This is a genomic window from Brucella pseudogrignonensis, from assembly GCF_032190615.1.
GTDB lineage: Bacteria > Pseudomonadota > Alphaproteobacteria > Rhizobiales > Rhizobiaceae > Brucella > Brucella pseudogrignonensis_B.
This window is the reverse complement of the sequence record NZ_JAVLAT010000002.1, coordinates 660,123-680,304: the sequence shown is the minus strand read 5'-3', so window position 1 is coordinate 680,304 and position 20,182 is coordinate 660,123. Positions and strand designations below refer to the sequence as shown.

The following is a 20,182-nucleotide window of genomic DNA, read 5'->3' as shown; positions in this document are numbered from 1 at the left end:
GTTCCACGGCAGATAAAGCCAGACCAATTTATATCGCCGTTTTTTCGATCTTTCTTTTCAAAATTTCACTTACTGTATAACGCAGCACAATTTTCATGCCTCGGCAAAGCGGCGGGATTGCACGACGTATCGCCGGAATAACAGCGTATTAGCCGACTATCCGCCGGTCCTTGCCGAAAAATATCGCGATTATTGTTACTTCATCAGATTCTGAAGGAGTAATGGAATGCGCGGCGCGGATATTTTGGTGCAAATGTTGATTGGTTATGGTGTCGAGACAATATTCGGAGTGCCAGGCGATACGAATGTGCCTTTTTATGAAGCATTGCAGCAGCGCGAGGGCGAAATCCGCCATATTATGGCTCGGGACGAGCGCTCTGCTGGTTATATGGCCGATGCTTATGGCCGCTTTTCCAATAAGCCGGGTGTTTTTGAGTGCCCGTCGGGCGCAGGCGCGATGTATTCATTGCCGCCTGTCGCTGAGTCAAATGGCTCCTCCGTTCCCGTCATCCTTCTGACGATTGATATTCCGTTGCCAGGTGAAGGTCGTGGTGTTCTTACTGAGCTTGATTGCGCCAAACTGTTCGAGCCGGTGACAAAGCTCTCAGTGCAGGTGAAATCGGCTGATAAATTGCCGGAAATTATTCGCCGTGCGTTCCGTGTTGCCTGTTCAGGAAAACCGGGTGCCGTGCATCTGCAAATTCCAGAGGATATGTTGTTGGCCGAAGTCGATCCAGCACGTATATCGCTGCATGTCGAAGAAGAGTGCAAAACCTTTCCTGCCCTCCCGACACTCCCACCGAAGCAAAAACTCGTTGAGCTTTTAGAACTCATCGCAAAAGCTGAGCGGCCTTTGATCGTCGCGGGTGGTGGTGTCAATCGTGCCCATGCCGGAGGGCTAATTACCAAACTCGCCGAGCGTTTCGATATTCCTATGTGCACGACGATGACGGGACAAGGCGCAATTGACGACGACCATCGTCTTGCCATCGGTGTGATCGGTGACAATGGCTATCATCCTCATGCAAACTGGGCGTTGGAGCATTCCGATTTCACATTGTTTGTTGGATCGCGGATTGGTTCTGTGGTGACGATTGGCTGGACTTTCCCGAAGGTTACACTGAACCGGCGCCTTGCTCAGATTGATATCTCGCCCGAAATCATGGCGAATAATTATGAGAACCTGCTCTCGATTCAGGGCGATGCATTGCTGGTTCTGGATGAGTTATTGCAGATCGAACAACCAGTTGAACTTAAGAGACATGATAGCTGGATTGAAGAGTTGAATGCGCATCGCCGCACATTCTGGGAGCATGCCGAAGAAGCCCTGAGCGATGAACGGGTGCCTTTGCGCCCCGAACGCGTTGTTCGGTCGTTTAATGAGGCGCTTAGTCAGTCCGGGCAGCCCGCATTGATCTATTCCGATGCTGGTACGCCAACGCCCTACATGACGCGCTTCCTGAAGATCAATGATCGTGAAACGCGCTTCGCTATTCCGCGTGCTTTTGGTGGTTTGGGTTCGGCTTTGCCAGCAACGGTTGGTGCGTGGCGTGCGGATCCCGATAAGCGTCCAATCGGAATGTTTGGCGATGGTTCCTTTGGGATGACAGTGGGTGAACTTGAAACGCTGGTGCGATTGCAGGTGCCCGCACTTCTGATCTTGTTTAACAACGGAACGTTCGGCTGGATCAAAGGTCTTCATCGCCTGAAGGGACATAACCAATGTTTTGGCGTCGATTTTCTGGCACCAAAAGGACAGGCAATTGCCGAAGCATATGGCTTAAAAGCATGGACCGCCAAAACGGCAGATCAGTTGGATATTGTAATGTCGGAGGCTTTTGCCTGGAAAGATGGTCCGTGCTTTATCGATATTCATGTTGAATCGATCGCTGACCGGGTGCCGCCCGTTTATTCGTGGCTTTTAAAACGCGGAGAAGACCCGCTCAACTTCAAGCCCGTTGAACGCTCCTATATTTGAGTACCCGACGCCACAGGCACTTGATGTCTGTGGCGTTTTGCTTCTGCGATGAACCAGTCGCGAAACAGACGGACGTTTTTTGATCCCTGACGCGCTTGTGCAGAGCACAGAAAGTAGCTCTCTCCAGATGTCTGAACACGATCAAGTGCCAGCTTGAGCTTTCCAGAGCGCAATTCGTCCTGCACGAAAATTTTGGGCGCTATCGCAAGCCCCATCCCCGCAACAGCGCATTCGATGATAATATCATGCGTTGGCAAGCGCGGCCCAAAGATGCGCTTATTATAATGAATACCCGCGCCACGCAGCCAGTGCAGCCATAGGCTTGGCCGGTTTGAATTCTGGATCAGTGGAAAATCGAGCAGTTCTACGTCTCCCTTCAGCCCATTCTCGGGCACCACGTCGGGCGAGCCAATCACGACCAGCTCTTCATCGAAAAGCAAGTGGCTGCGTACATTCGCCCAGTTGCCGATGCCGCGCAGCACTGCAAGATCGAGATCAGATTTGCTCCAGTCTAGGTCGTGTGAGCACGGAAACACTTCAAACCATATTTGCGGATGCGATCTCGCAAAGGTGCTGATAATGCCCGGAGCCCATTTGCGCATCAGTGTTGGCGGCAGGCCAACTTTGAGCAGACTTTGCGTTTTATAGCCGCGCACCGCATCCATCGATACTTCTTCAAGCTTGGCAAGGATGCGCGAGACTTCTTCGTAATAGCTTTGCCCTTCTTCCGTTAAAACCAGTCGCGGCCCCGCACGTTCAAATAGTTTAAGGCCAAGAAAAGATTCAAGATTTTGAATCTGACGGCTAACGCCGCTTTGCGTCATGCCTAAGTTTTCAGAAGCACGCGTAAAACTGAGATATCGCACGGAGGCATCAAAAGCGTGCAGTGCTGAGAGTGAGGGAAGAAAACGTCGCATTGGGTTTCCTCAAGATTTCATCATGATTTTAAGTCATGACTAATCCAATTTTCAATGCTTTTATTTGATGAGAAAGAGCCGCATTCTTACTAAAAATAAAGATAAGGGAACACGATGGACTACGGTGATAGCATCGACCGAAATCTGGTCAGTATCCTGGAAGAGAATGCACGGCTTCCTGCAAGTGAACTGGCCCGGCGCGTGGGTCTTGCCCGATCAAGCGTTCAAGAGCGCATTGGCCGTCTGGAACGACGCGGCGTCATATTGGGCTATCGCGCCATCGTTCGTCGGGCGACGGACGATAACAGCATTTCTGCCTATTTGTTTATCACGGCCGCACAGCGTATCGCGCAACGTCTGTTTGCGACATTGCGTGCTTATCCGGAAATTCTGACTGCGGATGCGATCAGTGGACCGGCCAATATTATGTGCCGCGTGCATGTCGGCTTTCTCGAAGACCTGGAGGCTTTGATTGAAGAGCTGGCACAGATAGAAGAGATCGAGAACGTTAGTTACTCGGTGGTACTTTCCAATAAATTTAATAGAGAAAGCAGTCTGGCGCATTCAAGCGCCCAATAATGTTCGACGGAATGCTCGGTCAAAAAAGAGGGAAACAACAATGAACAGACGTAAGTTTATCCAGACAACGCTTTTGGGTGGCACAGCAGTGATGCTGGCACCTAGTCTTTCATGGGCCGTTGAAGAAGGCGCGACGCTTAAAGCTATTAAGGATCGAGGTGCTCTACGCATCGGCGTTTTTAACGGCACCCCGCCTTATTATCAGAAAAATCTCGCGACCGGCGAATGGGACGGTTTCTGCGTTTCTATGGGCAGGGATTTGGCTGAAAATATTGGAGTCCCGCTGGAAATGGTCGAAACCACCTGGGGCAATTCCGTTATGGATCTTCAGAGTGGCAAAATCGACATCATGTTTGCGCTGAGCAATAATCCTGAACGCGCGAAGACCGTCGATTTCACTGAAGCCATGATGGACAATGTCTTCACTGTCATCACCAACAAAGACCGCGATGTTAAAACCTGGGAAGAACTGAATAAGCCGGAAATCCGCGTCACGGTTGATCTTGGTTCCACGCAGGATCTTTTCGCACGTAAAACATTGCCGAATTGTACGCTCGTCGCGCTCAAAGGTGCAGATGAAACCGTTATCGCCCTGCAATCGGGTCGGGCCGATGCAATCATACAGGTCGCACTGATGTCAGTGGTGACAGCACATAAGCTGGGCGACAAATTTAAAGTCTTTGTACCAGAGCCATTGGATAGCCAGCCGACGACGATTGGTGTGCGCAAAGACGCGAAGGGCGAATTCCGCGATTACGTTGACGTTTGGCTTAAGAAGCGTCGGGAGGACGGTAAGGTCAATGAGTGGATCGTCAGCAGCCTTTCGCTGGTCGGTGTGCAGCCATCTGATCTACCACCAACGCTAAAATTCTGACGCGTCAACCAAAATGCAGCTCGAGCAGAAATCACTCGGTGTCATCATGCTTGATACCGACTTTCCAAGGCCGCCCGGAGACGTCGGAAATCCGGCGTCATGGAATATGCCTGTGCGGTTCAGAAAGGTCGTTGGCGCATCAGCGGACAAGATAATTCGTCAGCGGGGCGCTGGATTGATCGAAGACTTCGTTCAGGCTGGCAATGCTTTGATCGCTGAAGGGTGCAGTGCGCTAGTCACGTCTTGCGGTTTCATGGCGCGGCATCAAAGTGTTTTAAGTGAGAGACTATCGGTGCCGATTGCAACGTCCAGCTTGCTGCAATTGCCGATGGTGAAAGCATTGATTGGTCAGACACGCAAAGTCGGTGTGATCACTTATGATGAAGCCAGCCTTGATGATGCAATCTTCTTAGCTTGCGGTGCCGACATCAACACACCACGGATCGGCATGCCAGACGGCGGCGCATTTCTTGAATTAATCGAAGGCAGTGGGATTTATGACCGCTCTGCCCTTGAAGCTGAAATCATCCATGCGGCGGAGCGATTGCAGTCCCGAGAACATGATCTTGGTGCCATAGTTCTCGAGTGTACGAACATGCCGCCCTTCGCACGAGCGGTTGCTAAAGCCAGCGGTGTGCCAGTGTTCGACATCCTTTCGCTTGGGCACTGGCTGTTCAGCTCAACGTCCTCCCGTGCCTTTGCCGGGGTGTCAGAAAGAGTGAATTAATGGACTATCAATGGGACTTTTCCGGCCTGTGGCAATATCGAGGATTATTTGTCCAAGGGCTGGCCTACACTGTCGGCTTCACGATTATAACGGTAATCTCCGGCATCTTGGTCGGTACGGTTTTCGCTCTTGGCAGGCTTTCCGGCAATAAGATTATCACCGTGCCTATCATGACGGTCGTAGAAATATTTCGTTGTACGCCAGTGCTGGTGCAGCTTGTCTGGTGCTATTATGCGCTCCCGATGCTAATCGGCCTTGAAATCTCGCCAGCCATGGCAGCTTTCCTTACGCTGACTTTCTATGGCGCTGCATTTTATGCGGAAATCATTCGAGGCGGCATTGTTTCCATCGATGCAGGGCAGTGGGACGCCGGACGCGCAATCGGTATGCGCCGCGGTCAATTGATGGGCAAGATTATTCTGCCGCAAGCACTCCGCCGCATGGTGCCACCTTTGGTCAACCAATCCGTGCTTCAGCTGAAAAACACATCGCTTTTGTCCGTCCTTGCAGTGCCAGATCTCCTATATCAGGGCCAGCTGGTAACATCGGCGACGTACCGTCCGCTTGAAACCTACACCTTGATTGCAGTGCTTTATCTCGCAGTTCTCTTCCCTCTCACACGCCTCGCTCATGGGCTGGAAGGCAAGCTGAAATGACGAGCCTTATGAAGTCCGCCGTTCATGTGGAGATAAGCCATGAATACTGAACCGATGATCGAAGTACGTGGGCTTAAGAAGTCTTTTGGAGACATCGAAGTGCTGCGCAATATCAGCCTCACCGTCGAACGCGGACAAGTTGTTGCGCTGATCGGACCGAGCGGCTCGGGAAAGTCGACACTGCTGCGCAGCCTTAATCTGCTCTCACTACCCGATGCAGGCTATGTCGCAATCGGCGATCAGAAGATTGATTTTTCGTCCGGTAACGTCGCCCTGAAAGACAAGTATCTCGCTGCGTTCCGCGCCAATACGGGCATGGTGTTTCAGAACTTCAATCTGTTTCCACATATGAGCGTGATCGATAACGTCATGGTCGGGCCAGTCACTGTGCTAAAGCAGGATAAAAAAGCTGCACGCCAGTTGGCGATGGAGTTGCTCGAAAAGGTCGGACTTGCAGCGCGTGCAGATGCTAGGCCGGAGCAGCTTTCAGGCGGTCAGAAACAACGTGTGGCGATTGCAAGAGCGCTCGCGATGCGTCCTGATGTGATGCTGTTTGATGAGGCGACATCGGCGCTTGATCCGGCGCTGGTCGGTGAAGTTCTCGCCGTTATCCGACAACTGGCCGAGCAGGGCATGACGATGATCCTCGTAACCCATGAAATGGCCTTTGCACGCGACGTCGCCGACAAAGTCATCTTTATGCAGGACGGCTACGTTGTCGAAACCGGCGATGCTCGTCAGATGATCAATGAGCCACGCGAAGCTGCAACCCGCGAGTTCTTAAGCCATTTCCATGGCGGCCTCGCTTAAGCGCACACGCAGAACGGATGGATGTCATGACAGGCAGTGTTATTGTCGTCGGAGCTGGCATTATCGGCTCCACAATCGCTTTGCGACTTGCTGAAGCTGGCCTGAAGGTAACGCTGTGCGACGGCTCGGAACCGGGCGGCGAGCAAAGTGCAAGCTATGGCAATGGAGGGTGGATCAGTCCCGCTTCTATTATTCCCATGAGTATGCCGGGTCTCTGGCGGCAGGTGCCGGGTTTTCTGCTGGATCGCAATGGTCCGCTTACGCTCGACTGGAAATCGGTCCCCAGATTGATGCCATGGCTTACGCGTTTCCTCTTCGCCGGCGCCACAAAATCACGCGTGACGAAGACTGCTGCTAAACTGAACTGGTTGCTCAATGATGGACCGAAACGGCATATCGATTTGGCGCGCAAAACTGGACAGGGCCATCTCATTGTGCAGAAGGGCTTGCTTTACGCTTATCCCGACCGCACAGCATTTGAAGCCGAAGCGCTGAGCTGGCAGTTGCGTCGCGATAACGGGATTCTGTTCGACGAATGGCAGGAGGTGGAATTGCGCGAGCGCATTCCAGCGCTTGGAAATAACTATCGCTTTGCCATTCATGTAACAGAAGGAGCGCATTGTCTCGATACCGGCAAATATGTTGCCGGGATTGCTGCACAGGCTGAAAAATCCGGCGTTGACTTTATACGCAAGAATGTCGTGCGTGTGCTTACAGGTGTGTCCCCGCGCGTAGTGTTGGAAAACAATGAAAGCCTTGCTGCTGATCATATCGTTCTTGCCGCAGGCATTCACTCCGGCCGGATGATGAATGATCTTGGCATGCATGTGCCAATGCAAAGTGAGCGCGGCTATCACGTGACTTTGCCGATGAAGGAGCTTCCTTTTGATATTCCGATCATGCCGAGCACGGGACGGATGGGGAATACCCCAACCAATATGGGACTGCGCCTGTCTGGTCAGGTCGAGCTGGCAACGGTCGAAAAAGCACCGGACTGGAGGCGTTCTGAAGTGCTGTTTAAGCACGCTTTGGCAAGTTATCCCAATCTCAGAAAGCAAGACTTAAAACATCTCAAGCTCTGGATGGGACATCGCCCCTCGCCCTCTGATGGCATTCCGGTAATCGGAAAACTCACCCGCCATCCCGGAATTATTGCAGCCTTTGGTCATGGTCATATCGGGATCGCCTCAGCCCCCAAAACGGCGGAAATGGTTCTCGACGCAATCAATAACGTCGCTTCTGAACGGGCCCGCGACTTTTCGCCTGCACGTTTCGGCCACTAATTTTCTGATTACAAAGGAATGAAACAATGATGCTCAAAGGTGGCTTTACCAATTATGGTCAGCAGATTGGCGTACTGATGCTGGATACGATTTTCCCGCGTCCGGCAGGCGATATTGGTAACGCACTGTCCTATCATTTTCCTGTTCGCTACAAGACGGTGAAAGGTGCGCATGCCACGCGCATCATGGGCAACAACCCGGATCCAAAACTCATCGAACCCTTTATCGACGCGGCGCGGGAACTTGAAGCAGAAGGCGTGCGCGCCATTACCACGAGCTGCGGCTTTCTGGGTCCATTCCAAAAAGATATTGCTGCTGCGGTGAATATTCCTGTCTTCACATCAGCCTTGATGCAAGCACCGATTATCCATGCCATGCTAGCTCCCGGCAAAGTCATTGGTGTGTTTACCGAGCGCGCGCACCACATGAATGACGCACATTTTAAGGGCGTTGGCTGGTCATCAGAGGTGATCCCAGTTCAGGTGCAGGGTATGAAGGAAAACGCTGAGTTTCCGCAAACCTACATTGAAGGCCGCGATTATCTTGATACGGACGTGTTAAAAGAAGAAATGCTGGACATGACGCGAGCGTTTATGGCGAGTTGTGAAAATCCCGGTGCAATCCTGTTTGAATGCACGAATATGTGCCCATTTTCATCTTTTGTTGCGGAAGAATCTGGCTTGCCGGTTTTTGATATCAACACTCTGATCAACACATTCTATCTGGCAGCCAATCCCCGCCGCTATTTATAAGTCCAACTCAAGGAACTGTGACGGAAGAATTAAGCAGATAGATTGCCAAAGCGCCCCAATTCCGGCAAATAAGTTTATGAGTAGAATACCAAATAGCCAGAAGCGGGATAAAAGGTGATACGTATCAAGTCTGTTTTCTTTTGCCTAATGATGGCACTTGCTTCCTCAGCCAATGCTTTTGAGGCCAGCCCACCCCCAGTTCTTGAACCATCGCCGCAACAGGCAGAGGCTGCCAATCTCACGGCAGAGTTTCTTCAGCGCTTTCATTACAAACCGGTTGCATTGGACGATAAACTATCGGTCAAAATCATGGACCGGTTTATTGATGCTCTCGATCCTGAAAGGCTAATTTTCTTACAGGCTGATATTGATAGCTTCAAAACCCAGAACACGAAACTAGATGATGCTATTCAAGGGCAAGATCTGAGTATTCCTTTTGCGATCTATAATATTTACGGACAGCGCATTAATGATCGCATGACATACGCACAAAAACTTCTCTCAGAGAAATTCGACTTCAACGATCAAGAGAGTTATTCTACCAAAAGAGACAAAGGACCATGGCCAAAATCAGAAGACGAGCGTGATGACCTTTGGCGCAAACGTGTCAAAAACGATTGGTTGCGTTTAAAACTTGCCGGAAAAGACGACGCTTCAATCCGTGAAACTTTGACGAAACGCTATGAAAACGTGTTATCGCGTGCGAATAAAGCAAAGGCAGACGACGTTTTTCAACTCTTCATGGCCGCATACACGACCTCAGTAGATCCACACACGGATTACTTCGGTGCAAATGCTTCAGCGGAATTTGATATCTCGATGAAGCTCTCACTCGTTGGTATTGGCGCTGTTCTTCAGGAGCGCGACGATTTTACGACGATAAGAGAATTAACCGCCGGTGGCCCAGCGCAGCTTTCAGGAAAGCTTGCCGTTGGTGATCGAATTGTCGGTGTTGGACAAAATAAAGAAGGGCCCATCAAAGAAGTCGTAGGCATGCGGCTTGATGAAGTTGTAAAACTCATCAGAGGTGACAAAGGCTCTGTCGTTCGTTTGGAAATATTGCCTGCCGATGCTGGGCCAGACGCCCCCCACCGGATTATCAGTCTGGTACGGGACAAGATCAGCCTCGATAAACAAGCTGCGCAGAAAAAGACGCTTTCTGTTAAAGATGGCGATGTGACCCGCAAAATCGGTGTCATTACCCTTCCGGCCTTCTACGAAGACATCGAGGCGCGAAGAAAAGGCGATAAAAATTATCGAAGCGCCAGCCGAGACGTTGCCAAGCTTCTTAAAGAACTTTCTGATGAGAAAGTTGATGGTATTTTGTTTGACTTGCGGAATAATGGCGGCGGCTCATTAACTGAAGCCATTGATTTGACAGGTCTTTTCATCGGAAAAGGCCCTGTAGTTCAACAGCGTAACGCACAGGGTGATATTAGAGTAGAGAGCGATACTCTTACAACTCCTGCTTGGAATGGCCCTTTAGGCGTGCTGATTAATCGTGGCTCAGCGTCAGCATCCGAGATTTTTGCTGCGGCTATACAAGATTACGATCGCGGCATCGTCATAGGTGAACCTAGCTTTGGCAAAGGCACAGTGCAGACTGTAGTGAACCTCGATGAAGTTGCAAACAATCCCGAACCAAAACTGGGCGCATTGAAGTTGACAATAGCTCAATTTTTTCGGGTTAATGGCGGCACAACTCAGTTGCGCGGCGTAACACCTGATATAACATTACCGGGTCTTTTTGATTTAAGTACCGTTGGTGAATCAAGCTTTGATAACGCATTACCGTGGACGGAAATAAAGCCTGCGAAATACAAATCATTCCATAAGACCAAAGCTATAGTTCCGCAATTGCAAGCACTGCATGATAACCGTGTCAAAGATGACAGCGGATTCCGGCAGTTTGTTGATGATCTGGCAACATTGAAAGCACAACGCGAGAAATCAACTGTCTCCCTCAATGAAGCAGTCCGCAAAACTGAGATGGAAGAACAGGCCAAAAGGTCAAAATCTCACGGAGAAGATACCGACGATGTCAATTCTCGTAGTGATGATGGACTCCAATCAAATGAACGAAGTCTGACTGCAGATATTGCCCGCGAAAATGCTCGGAAGAATGCCAAAGATGTGTTGCAAAATGAAGCAGCGGCCATTGTGTCTGACCTTGCTGCTCTACAAAAAAGCTCAAAATAAAATAACTGAATACAACTCATAGAGAAGTCAGCTTAAATAGATCGACAAAAAAATATGGCCTAGCCGGAAATCCAACTAGGCCATTTTTTACTCATAAGCATGTCACCGCAGTTCTAAATCTTAGCTGCAAGCTGATTATAGGGTTGCAGCTTCTTCGGTTTAAAAGGCACAAAAACTATTATTATTACAAGTAATAGTTCAGGCCAATTTTCACTGAATGAAAGTGCATCCAATTTGAGGCCTTGCGGCCATGAACATTCTTAGAGTTTCCTTCGACAGCGACCGGGTAAAATCCTTCAGCCGTATGAGGGCAGCCTATAGCCAGTCATTGAGGACCATACTCAAACGCTGGCCGTGGTTACGGCATATCTTCGCTGATAGTGGATAGGCAGGTCCCAGGTTCAAAGGCAGACTGGCTAAAGATTTCGAGAAAACCGTCGCCTCCGCTAAAGCGTGGATCGACATCGCAAACATCCGCATGCTCACCCGGCGCATCACAAGAGCATGATATCTTTGTATCATAATGATTCAGGCTCTTAACATGCCAATAAAATAGGGTAGAAAACCTACAATCGCACCTTATGATACAAAAAATGAAAAACACAATGAATAAAGAGCCTCATGACCCGGGTGGCAAAGTTCGCCTGAAAGTCAAAGCTGATATTCGCAGTGACGCCCTTTTCTCAAATTGTGGTCGTTACAGACGCTTATTGACTCGGGAATGGGATGGCGCCGAAAATCCTGGATATGTTTTATGGATTGGTATGAATCCCAGCACAGCTGACCTTGATGTCGACGATCCCACAGTTTTTAAGGAACAGAAGTTCACGCGTCGCTGGGGATATAGCCGTTACGTAAAATGCAATGTGATGGATTATCGCGCCACCGATCCCAAAACACTGTTGGAGCCAGGCGTGATCCCTTGCACCGAAGAAAATCTAAAAACGATTGTTGATCAAGCCCGCAATGCAGCGATTGTCGTCATGGCATATGGCTCACTACACAAGCGCCTCGCACACCATGGTCAGACGGTCACAGATGCCTTGCGTGCGCAAGGAATAGAGTTGCATGCGCTTAAAATCACCAATAACGGCTCACCGGGGCACCCCTTGTATCTCAAAGACACGAGTGAACTGATTGAGTATTAAATAAATTTTGTAAACGTGATCACAAGTCAGAAGTTGTTCTGTAACGACGCCTAAAGACCCCACGGGAATGAAAAAAGTGACAAAAGCGCTTCTCCGCAATCAAGCTGGGTTTGCAACACGAGCAATCCATACTGGCCAATCTCCCGACCCATTGACCGGTGCAGTGATACCCCCAATTTATCACGCAACAACATTCGTTCAGGATGGAATAGGCCAAAGTAAGGGCTTCGATTACAGCCGCAGCGGTAATCCAACGCGTAATTCGCTTGAAGTTTGCCTTGCAGACCTTGAAGGTGCGGAAGCAGCTTTCGCCTTCCCTTCGGGATTGGCTGCTGCAGCTACACTGCTCGAAGTTCTGCCAGCAGGTGCATCTATCCTCGCACATAATGATCTTTATGGTGGCGTTTACCGACTTTTGGCCGATGTACGTCCTATATCGGCAGGCCATAAAGTTCATTTTGTTGACTTTTCAGATGAAACAGCACTTCGGAAAGCCATATCTCAACAGAAGCCGAAATTGTTATGGTTTGAAACGCCTTCCAATCCAACTTTGCGCATTGTTGATCTGTCACTGGTTGCGCAGCTTGGCAAAGAGGCAGGAGCGATTACAGTTTGCGACAGCACATTTTCCTCGCCCGCTGGGCAGCGTCCCATTGAATATGGGATTGACGTCGTGGTTCATTCCGCCACGAAGATGTTGAACGGACACTCCGACCTTTTGGGTGGCGTTATTGCTATTTCCGCGCAAGCACCAGACAATCTTGCTGACCGTATCAAGTACCTTCAAAATGCACTTGGATCAGTCATGTCTCCCATGGATTGTAATTTGCTTCACCGGTCTCTGAAGACGCTTGAAATCAGGAGCACCAGACAGGCAGAAACAGCCTTAAAGATCGCTCAAAACTTGGAAAGTCGGGCGAAAGAGTTAGGAATAGAAAGAGTTATCTATCCCGGCTTAAAAAGCCATCCACAACATGAACTTGCCGCAAGCCAAATGATTAATTTTGGTTGCGTGGTATCCATTGACGTTGAGGGCGATCTGAGAAGAGTGGAACGCATACTCAAGAGCACCAACTATTTTCATTTTGCAGTAAGTCTTGGAAGTGTGGAAAGCCTAATTCAGCATCCGTTTTCATTAACTCATGCCGTTGTGCCTGAAGATCACAAATCTGATCTCGGTATTGGACCTAACCTCATTCGAATTTCCGTGGGACTCGAGGATCCTGCCGATCTGGAAAATGATCTGATACAAGCCCTTGGTAAACAGCTCTAAATATCAAAAGCGCAGCTTATAAGCTGCGCTTTTTCAATTGAGATACTGGCCTTACGCGTATTCAATAAACCGATTGCGCCCTCATACTTGGATTTGAATAAACTATTCTAATCATTTGTAATTTCTGTCGGACGGACACGGTCTTTAAGCACCTGCTCCTTAATTGTAGCCATCCGATGGCCATATTGTAAATAATAGGAATTAATATTGTTGACAATTTTCCGGAAGTGACGTTCAATCACGCATGCTCTTCTCCATCAAACGAGAGAAGAGTTACTTAAACAAGGGGAATATCAATGTTTAACAGACGCGCAGTTATCAAAACTGCGGCGCTGGGCGCTGTTTCATTTTTTGCGCTCATGTCCGCCAATGCTTCTCAAGCCGCAGACAAAGAACTCAAAATTGGGTTTGTAGGCGTAACCAGTGGGCCAGCTGCAGCATGGGGAACGTCAAACGTGCGATCAATGCAAGTCCGTGCCGACTGGCTTAATGAACTTGGCGGCGTGAAGATCGGCGACGATACATACAAGATCAAGATTGTAACCTTTGACGATCAAAAAGATCCCAAACGCGCAATCGCGGGTATGGAAAAAATGGCACAGGAAGGCGTGCATTATGTCGTTGGCCCCAATGTCGATGACGGTGCAGCGGCTGTCCGGCCCGTCGCAGAATCCAAAGGCATCATCTATTTTCCTTATTCATTTCCCAAAGAGCTTTACACACCTCCAGCCTCCAATGCCGTTCTTGGCATGATTGCAAATTATCAGTCCGGCCCGGCAATCTATAAATATCTCAAAGAAAACAAAGGTGTGAAGCGGGTCGCATTCGTAGCAGCCAATGAGTCCGATCCATTAAGCCAACGCGACAGCGGCATTGAAGCAGCGAAAGCACTCGATCTTGAAGTCATTTCAACAAGCGATGCTTATCAGAACGACACGCGAGATTTCACGCCGGTACTGACACCCATTGTAATGCAGAAGCCTGACCTTCTTGTTCTTTCCGGTGTCGCTCCAGGTAACGCGCCCCTTCTGATCCGTGCGGCACGGGAACTGGGCTACGAGGGCTTTATTTCCACTGAAACTGCACAGGATGCCAAAGTTCTTAAAGAAGGTGCTGGCGAGTTAGCAAATGGATTCATCTCCGTCGGAGGTGCATCGACCCCAGAAATCGCCTCAGACACGATGAAAGAATTCGTTGACCGTTATACAAAAGCTTATGGCGAGTATAATGATGAATCCAATACAAAAGTCTATGCGCTCGACTACATCGTGGAAACGATGAAGGCAAATCCTGCGGCTGTCGATAACGTCGAAGAATTTAAAAAGACTATGGACACTTTTTCTGCGCCAAACCCTTTTGTTAAAGGTGACGATGCGAAGCTAACCTATGTCGGCACAGCGTCATTTGGTCAGAAGCGCCAAATCGGTATTCCTATGGTTGTCACCGAATACAAAGACGGCAAGTTCGAAACCCTATTCGTGGCTCAAGTCGATTAACAAATCGTCGTGACTGAATAGCCTGACGCAGCATCTCTAAATATGCGTCAGGCCTCCCAAACGTAAAAACAAAAGAGGAGGCTTCGGTATTGCCGGTCTCCACTGGGGGAGTCTGTCTTCATGGAACAGATTATAGCCAATGGGCTGTATCTCGGTGCTCAATACGCACTCATCGCGTTGGGTTTGACGCTTATCTTTGCACTAATGAACGTTCTTAACTTTGCGCACGGCCAAATGTATGTGCTCGGCGGTTTCGTCACGTACACTATTTATGGTCAGCTTGGTTTGCCGTTTGTAGTAGCTTTGCTGGCTTCGGCGGTCACTTTGATGATTGTAGGCGCTTTAATTGAAAAATTTTTGTTCAGACCCGTTATCAAGCGAAGTCTACGTGATGAAAGCACGATGTTGTTGGCGGCGGCAGTCGCATTCTTCCTCGATGCAATCATCTTGCTGCTGTTTGGAGAGAAACAGCGCGGCGTGCCAAAGATCGTTAACGGTGTCTATGTTTCTGATTGGCTTATCATGCCTTATGATCGCATGCTGATCGGTGCACTTGCGGTAATATTCATCGTTTCCTTTGTTCTTTTCATGCAATTCACGAAACCCGGTCGCGCCATGCGCGCGCTCGCCCAAGACCGTGTGGCGGCACAATTAATGGGCGTGAATGTCGACCGATATTCCATGATCGGCTTCGCAATGGGGGCTATGCTGGCAGGCCTGGTCGGCGGTCTGTTGGTCGCCATTACCGGTGTTAATTCAGGCATTGGTGGAGCAATCTCCATCAAAGCGTTCATGATGGTGATGATAGGCGGAGCTGGCGTCGTCAGCGGAGCTATTGCGGGCGGCTTTATACTCGGCATGCTTGAGTCTGTAGGCCTCACAGTGCTCCGCCCATATGGTGACATCACGTACTTGGTCATCTTCGCTGGCTTGATGATCTTCCTCAGCCTTCGCCCGAACGGGCTGATGGGCAAACCGTGGGGCTGATGGGGACCAACATGACAAAGACAACAAAAATACTTGGCGTGATTGCATTCCTTGCACTTGTATTGGTCGCCATTCCGTTGCTAATCGAAGTAACCGGCCGCAACGATCTTTATTACACGCTGACTTCAGTCGCCTTGCTTTCAATTGTCAGCGGTGGTGTCTGGCTTACCTTCTACATTGGCCGAATTAATATCGGCCAGGGTGCGTACGCTTTGATGGGTGGCTACGTATCCGCCATTTTGATGGTCAAATACGGGGTATCGTTCTGGCTCACTTTACCACTTGCAGGCCTGTTTTGTGCCTTCGCCAGTATCCTTATCGGCATTCCAATACTGCGACTTCGTGGCGTTTACTTTGCCATGGTTACTCTTGTTCTGACGGAAGTTGCACGATTACTGGCGATGGCTTTACCCATTACAAATGGTGCAAAAGGCATTGTCAGCATCCCTATGCCTGGCGGCATATCCATCTTCGGACTGACAATTTTGCCTGATTTTGCGACATTGCAAAATCCGCGTGCCGCTTTCTACTTCGTCTCAGTTGTATTGATGGTCGTGTGTTTTGCCGCGCTTTATCGACTGATACATTCGCGCATTGGCGGCCTGTGCCAGTCACTACAACAAAATGAAGAACTTGCGTCTTCTATTGGAGTAAACATTACGTATCTCAGAGTGCTGGCCTATGCGATTTCCTCTTTCCTAGGGGGACTGGGTGGCGCGATGTTCGTGGCGATTTCGCAGTCAATCTATCCATCCAGCTTTACAGTTACAGACTCTGTAAACTTCATGCTCAACTGTTTCCTTGGTGGCCTTGGTTATGTATTCGGTCCAATTATTGGAACTTTTGTTCTCTATTTCGGATGGGATTTCTTGTTCCAAACCGGAAAGTTCCAGCTCCTTATCTTTTCGAGCGTTTTGATCATTCTAATGCTGTTCCTGCCCAACGGGCTGCTCAGCCTTCGACTGACAGGCAAGAAAGGAACTAAATCATGAACGCAATTCTCGAAGTAAAGGGACTGACCAAACGTTTTGGTGGGCTCGTTGCCGTGAATGATGTTTCCTTCGCAGTCAAAGAAAAGGAAATCCTCTCGGTAATCGGACCCAATGGAGCAGGAAAATCCACGCTTTTTAAATTAATCGCATCCTTCCTCACACCAACAAGCGGTGAAGTTGTGTTTGATGGACAGCGGATATCGGGACTTGCTCCACATATTGTTGCTCGAAAAGGTGTCGTACGTACCTTTCAGGAAACCACAATCTTCAAAGGAATGACGGTACGCGACAATGTTATTGTCGCCCACCACCTGCGCGCAAAAGCTAGCCTTCTGGGTTGCTATATCGGCACAAGCATCGCCCGTCAGGATCAGGAAGAATTCGGTCGTTCAGCCGATGAGATACTCGATTTCCTCGGCTTGGGTCATCAACGCAACGAAGTTGCGCAAAACCTGCCGCACGGTCATTTGCGAGCACTCGGCATCGCGATTGGACTTGCAACCGAACCTAAAATTCTACTGCTGGATGAACCTTTCGCGGGCATGAACCACGATGAAACGGTGAAGGCCGTAGAAATGGTACGTGCTGTAAGAGATCGTGGAGTGACTGTGCTACTCGTCGAACATGATATGCCGGCTGTCATGAATATTTCCGACAGAATTGTCGTAATAAACTTCGGCCAGAAAATTGCTGAAGGCACACCTAAAGAAATTCAGGAGAACGAGAAAGTCATCGAAGCCTATCTCGGCGCAGAAGATGAAACGATTGGATACTGATCATGACAGAGCTTCTGAAAATCACTGATGCCGAACTCTATTATGATCATGTCTATGCCCTCAAAGGTGTATCACTTACGGTCAATGAAGGGGAAACTGTTGCATTGATCGGAGCAAATGGCGCGGGAAAATCCTCGATTTTGAGGGCGATTACCGGGTTGAACAAGCTTCGTAAGGGCGAAATCCATTTCGAAGGTCAACGGCTTGACGGCACGCGTTCCGATGCAATTGTCGAAATGGGCATCGCTATGGTTCCGGAAGGACGCCGCGTTTTCCCCTATATGAGTGTTAGGGACAACTTGTTGATGGGTGCGTTTACCCGTTCGAGTAAGGCGGAGATTTCGAATACGCTTGAAATGGTATTGGGGCGCTTTCCCCGTTTGAAAGAACGATACTCACAGGCGGCAGGGACAATGAGCGGTGGTGAACAACAGATGCTCGTCATCGGGCGCGCACTCATGGCTAAGCCCAAGCTCCTGCTTCTTGATGAACCATCGCTGGGGGTAGCACCAAAGCTCGTGCAGGATATCGCCCGTTCTATCGTTGCGATCAACCGTGACGAGAAAGTAAGTGTCCTGCTTGTCGAGCAAAACTCACGCATGGCACTTCGAATATCACAACGAGCCTATGCTCTCACGACAGGAAAAATCGTTCTCTCGGGTAATTCAGAAGAGCTCATTTCCGACGAACGCGTCAAAAAACTCTATCTGGGCGGTGAAATCTAAATAACCAACCAGATCAGCAGCCGTGTCGTGGGGGCAAGACATGGCTGCTGAACTTTAATTTCAGGCGCAATGATAGCTAGTATGGCGGACCCGAAATTTGCTTCACTGCAAAGCAATCAACTGAGCGAATTTCGGGTCTAAAGCCATACCAGCAAATTATTGGATCTAGTGTGGTTTACGGATTTAAAGTTCCTCGAGGTGAATGCAGCGCGAATGATACGAACTTTAAATCCACCACACTAGGCAATTGGACAGCCGAAGAAGCGACAGTGACTCACGCTGTTAACTTGAAGGGCGAAAAACATTCAGAACGAAGCGCGCTTCAGGTCACCAATAACGATAAAAAACATGGTTTGAGGAAATGGACATACTTGTCATCAACCCCAATACAACATCGTCAATGACGAAGAAAATTGGCGAGGCTGCACGAAGCGTTGCCCTGCCCTCCACGACAATTACTGCGGTTAACCCCAAAGACGGGCCACCCAGCATAGAAGGTTATTTTGATGAGGTTTTCGCCATTCCCGGTATGATCGGTGAGATGCAAAAACATTCAAAGGCTGATGCATGCATTATAGCGTGCTTCGATGATACCGGTCTTGATGCGGCGCGTTGTGCGGGTACTATGCCAGTCGTTGGCATTGGCGAGGCAGCCTTTCATATGGCGAGCTTGATCTCGGGAAAATTTAGTGTGGTAACAACCCTCTCCCGCTCTGTGCCAGCAATAGAACACAATCTGGTGCGATATGGTCTGGCAACGCGCTGCTCACGCGTCCGAGCAAGTGACGTTGCAGTACTCGAACTTGAAATACCGGGCTCTGATGCGCGCAAACGTATTTCTGAAGAAATAGCGCGTGCGATCCGCGAAGATCATGCGGAGGCTATTGTTCTTGGTTGTGCCGGCATGGCAGATCTTGCAGCGTCTCTTTCAAGCGAACACGAATTGCCGGTAATTGACGGAGTAACAGCGGCCGTCAAACTTTGCGAAGGCCTTGTAAGTTTGGGACTAAAGACATCCAAGCGCGGTGGTTATTTGCCGCCTAGGAGCAAAACGTTTCAAGGAATTTTTGAAAAATATTCACCCGATAGATAAACCTATGGGTCTTCAATCGAACTTAGCCAAAGTTTAAGCTCTATTTTACAAACCAAGTTCCGGCATTTGTTGACACGCGATAAACGGGATTAGATATGTAAGTAAGCAAGATCTGAAATTACTCTGATCGCGGTCACTCCTGACACCGCACAGTTTATATCCGGTAGCAAATGAACTTTCTTAATAATCAGCCTGCGGACAATATTGAGACCCAAAATAATAACGGAGCCACACGATGGTACCCGGTTTATCAGGGACTGCGCGATGCTGTTGTCAGCCACCAACTGCTGCCTGGAACCAAACTACCTGAGGATGAACTTGCAACAATTTATTCGGTGAGCCGATCTGTCGTCCGGTCGGCCTTGCAAGCCCTCGCCCATGATCGCCTTGTCAGATTGGAGCCCAATCGCGGCGCATTTGTTGCCGAACCCTCTCGTGAAGAAGCACGAGAAGTGTTTGAAGCGCGGACACTGATTGAGCCCGAAGTCGCAGCTATCGCAGCAAAGGTTTCGAAGGCGGAAGATATCGCGAAGCTTCGCAAACACCTGCAGGATGAACATGAAGCTCTTCATGCGGGTCGGGACAGTGATGCCATCAAACTGTCTGCCCGATTTCATCTTGATCTGGCCAGAATTGCTGGACATTCGATTTTAGCAGCTTTTGTTGCAGAGTTATTGCCCCGCTCATCGCTCATTATAGCCTTATACTGGCAACGCAGGGAAACAACATGCGAAAGCCACGCTCACAATGCGCTGATTGACTCAATAGAAAAACGCAGACCAAACGAAGCATCATTTCTAATGAAAGCCCACATTTTAGATCTTTTAGACGGTCTAAATCTTAACAGAACCGAAAAAGACCATAAACGGCTATCAGATATACTTAAATAAAAAAAATATTACCAAAATTCGAAAGAA

Annotated in this window: 19 protein-coding genes and 1 pseudogene; 19 read left to right on the top strand and 1 reads right to left on the bottom strand. The window is 49.3% G+C overall.

Annotation, left to right across the window (positions count from 1 at the left end):
• Window positions 1-226 precede the first annotated feature (226 nt).
• Window positions 227-1,978, top strand: a complete 1,752-nt coding sequence (locus RI570_RS14540) for a thiamine pyrophosphate-binding protein (RefSeq protein ID WP_313829269.1) — start codon at window positions 227-229, stop codon at window positions 1,976-1,978.
• Here RI570_RS14540 and RI570_RS14535 read toward each other — a convergent pair.
• Window positions 1,969-2,895 (bottom strand): LysR substrate-binding domain-containing protein, encoded by a 927-nt coding sequence (locus RI570_RS14535; protein WP_313829268.1) that lies wholly within the window; start codon window positions 2,893-2,895, stop codon window positions 1,969-1,971. The two genes, RI570_RS14540 and RI570_RS14535, sit on opposite strands and share 10 nt — an antisense overlap.
• Before the next feature lie 114 nt (window positions 2,896-3,009).
• On the opposite strand from RI570_RS14535, the gene RI570_RS14530 reads away from it, so the two are divergent.
• The 18 genes and pseudogenes from RI570_RS14530 (at window position 3,010) to RI570_RS14445 (ending at window position 20,155) form a co-directional block, all read left to right on the top strand.
• Window positions 3,010-3,474 (top strand): Lrp/AsnC family transcriptional regulator, encoded by a 465-nt coding sequence (locus RI570_RS14530; protein ID WP_094507580.1) that lies wholly within the window; start codon window positions 3,010-3,012, stop codon window positions 3,472-3,474.
• Window positions 3,475-3,514: 40 nt separating this feature from the next.
• Window positions 3,515-4,348 carry a transporter substrate-binding domain-containing protein gene (locus RI570_RS14525; protein ID WP_313829267.1) on the top strand — a complete coding sequence of 278 codons (834 nt, stop codon included), beginning with the start codon at window positions 3,515-3,517 and terminating at the stop codon, window positions 4,346-4,348.
• A 13-nt stretch (window positions 4,349-4,361) separates the two neighbouring features.
• Complete coding sequence (locus RI570_RS14520; RefSeq protein ID WP_313829265.1) at window positions 4,362-5,075, top strand: aspartate/glutamate racemase family protein; 714 nt, start codon at window positions 4,362-4,364, stop codon at window positions 5,073-5,075.
• Entirely contained in the window at window positions 5,075-5,731 is a 657-nt protein-coding gene (locus tag RI570_RS14515; protein ID WP_313829263.1) for an amino acid ABC transporter permease, read from the top strand. The genes RI570_RS14520 and RI570_RS14515 overlap by 1 nt, the downstream gene beginning before the upstream one ends.
• A gap of 39 nt (window positions 5,732-5,770) precedes the next feature.
• Window positions 5,771-6,541: an amino acid ABC transporter ATP-binding protein gene (locus RI570_RS14510; RefSeq protein ID WP_313829262.1), complete on the top strand. Its 771-nt coding sequence runs from the start codon at window positions 5,771-5,773 to the stop codon at window positions 6,539-6,541.
• A 26-nt stretch (window positions 6,542-6,567) separates the two neighbouring features.
• Window positions 6,568-7,824, top strand: coding sequence for an FAD-binding oxidoreductase (locus RI570_RS14505; RefSeq protein WP_313829261.1), 1,257 nt, complete (start codon window positions 6,568-6,570; stop codon window positions 7,822-7,824).
• Between the two features lie 26 nt (window positions 7,825-7,850).
• Window positions 7,851-8,576 carry an aspartate/glutamate racemase family protein gene (locus RI570_RS14500; protein WP_313829260.1) on the top strand — a complete coding sequence of 242 codons (726 nt, stop codon included), beginning with the start codon at window positions 7,851-7,853 and terminating at the stop codon, window positions 8,574-8,576.
• 147 nt (window positions 8,577-8,723) lie between these two features.
• Entirely contained in the window at window positions 8,724-10,775 is a 2,052-nt protein-coding gene (locus RI570_RS14495; RefSeq protein ID WP_313830054.1) for a carboxy terminal-processing peptidase, read from the top strand.
• 328 nt (window positions 10,776-11,103) lie between these two features.
• Window positions 11,104-11,283: pseudogene (locus RI570_RS14490) on the top strand (IS5/IS1182 family transposase); the annotation flags it as partial.
• Window positions 11,284-11,368: 85 nt separating this feature from the next.
• Entirely contained in the window at window positions 11,369-11,923 is a 555-nt protein-coding gene (locus tag RI570_RS14485) for a DUF1643 domain-containing protein (RefSeq protein WP_313829259.1), read from the top strand.
• Window positions 11,924-11,990: 67 nt separating this feature from the next.
• On the top strand, window positions 11,991-13,196 hold the full coding sequence (locus RI570_RS14480) for a PLP-dependent aspartate aminotransferase family protein (RefSeq protein WP_313829257.1): 1,206 nt from the start codon (window positions 11,991-11,993) through the stop codon (window positions 13,194-13,196).
• A 296-nt stretch (window positions 13,197-13,492) separates the two neighbouring features.
• Complete coding sequence (locus tag RI570_RS14475; RefSeq protein WP_313829256.1) at window positions 13,493-14,692, top strand: ABC transporter substrate-binding protein; 1,200 nt, start codon at window positions 13,493-13,495, stop codon at window positions 14,690-14,692.
• A gap of 120 nt (window positions 14,693-14,812) precedes the next feature.
• Window positions 14,813-15,679 (top strand): branched-chain amino acid ABC transporter permease, encoded by an 867-nt coding sequence (locus tag RI570_RS14470; RefSeq protein ID WP_313829254.1) that lies wholly within the window; start codon window positions 14,813-14,815, stop codon window positions 15,677-15,679.
• Window positions 15,680-15,690: 11 nt separating this feature from the next.
• Window positions 15,691-16,671 (top strand): branched-chain amino acid ABC transporter permease, encoded by a 981-nt coding sequence (locus RI570_RS14465; RefSeq protein ID WP_313829253.1) that lies wholly within the window; start codon window positions 15,691-15,693, stop codon window positions 16,669-16,671.
• Complete coding sequence (locus RI570_RS14460) at window positions 16,668-17,447, top strand: ABC transporter ATP-binding protein (protein WP_313829251.1); 780 nt, start codon at window positions 16,668-16,670, stop codon at window positions 17,445-17,447. The genes RI570_RS14465 and RI570_RS14460 overlap by 4 nt, the downstream gene beginning before the upstream one ends.
• 2 nt (window positions 17,448-17,449) lie before the next feature.
• A complete protein-coding gene (locus tag RI570_RS14455) occupies window positions 17,450-18,172 on the top strand; it encodes an ABC transporter ATP-binding protein (RefSeq protein ID WP_313829250.1) in 723 nt (240 codons plus the stop codon).
• 361 nt (window positions 18,173-18,533) lie between these two features.
• Window positions 18,534-19,265 carry an aspartate/glutamate racemase family protein gene (locus RI570_RS14450; RefSeq protein WP_313829249.1) on the top strand — a complete coding sequence of 244 codons (732 nt, stop codon included), beginning with the start codon at window positions 18,534-18,536 and terminating at the stop codon, window positions 19,263-19,265.
• A gap of 170 nt (window positions 19,266-19,435) precedes the next feature.
• Window positions 19,436-20,155 (top strand): GntR family transcriptional regulator, encoded by a 720-nt coding sequence (locus tag RI570_RS14445; protein ID WP_313829247.1) that lies wholly within the window; start codon window positions 19,436-19,438, stop codon window positions 20,153-20,155.
• Window positions 20,156-20,182: the final 27 nt, after the last annotated feature.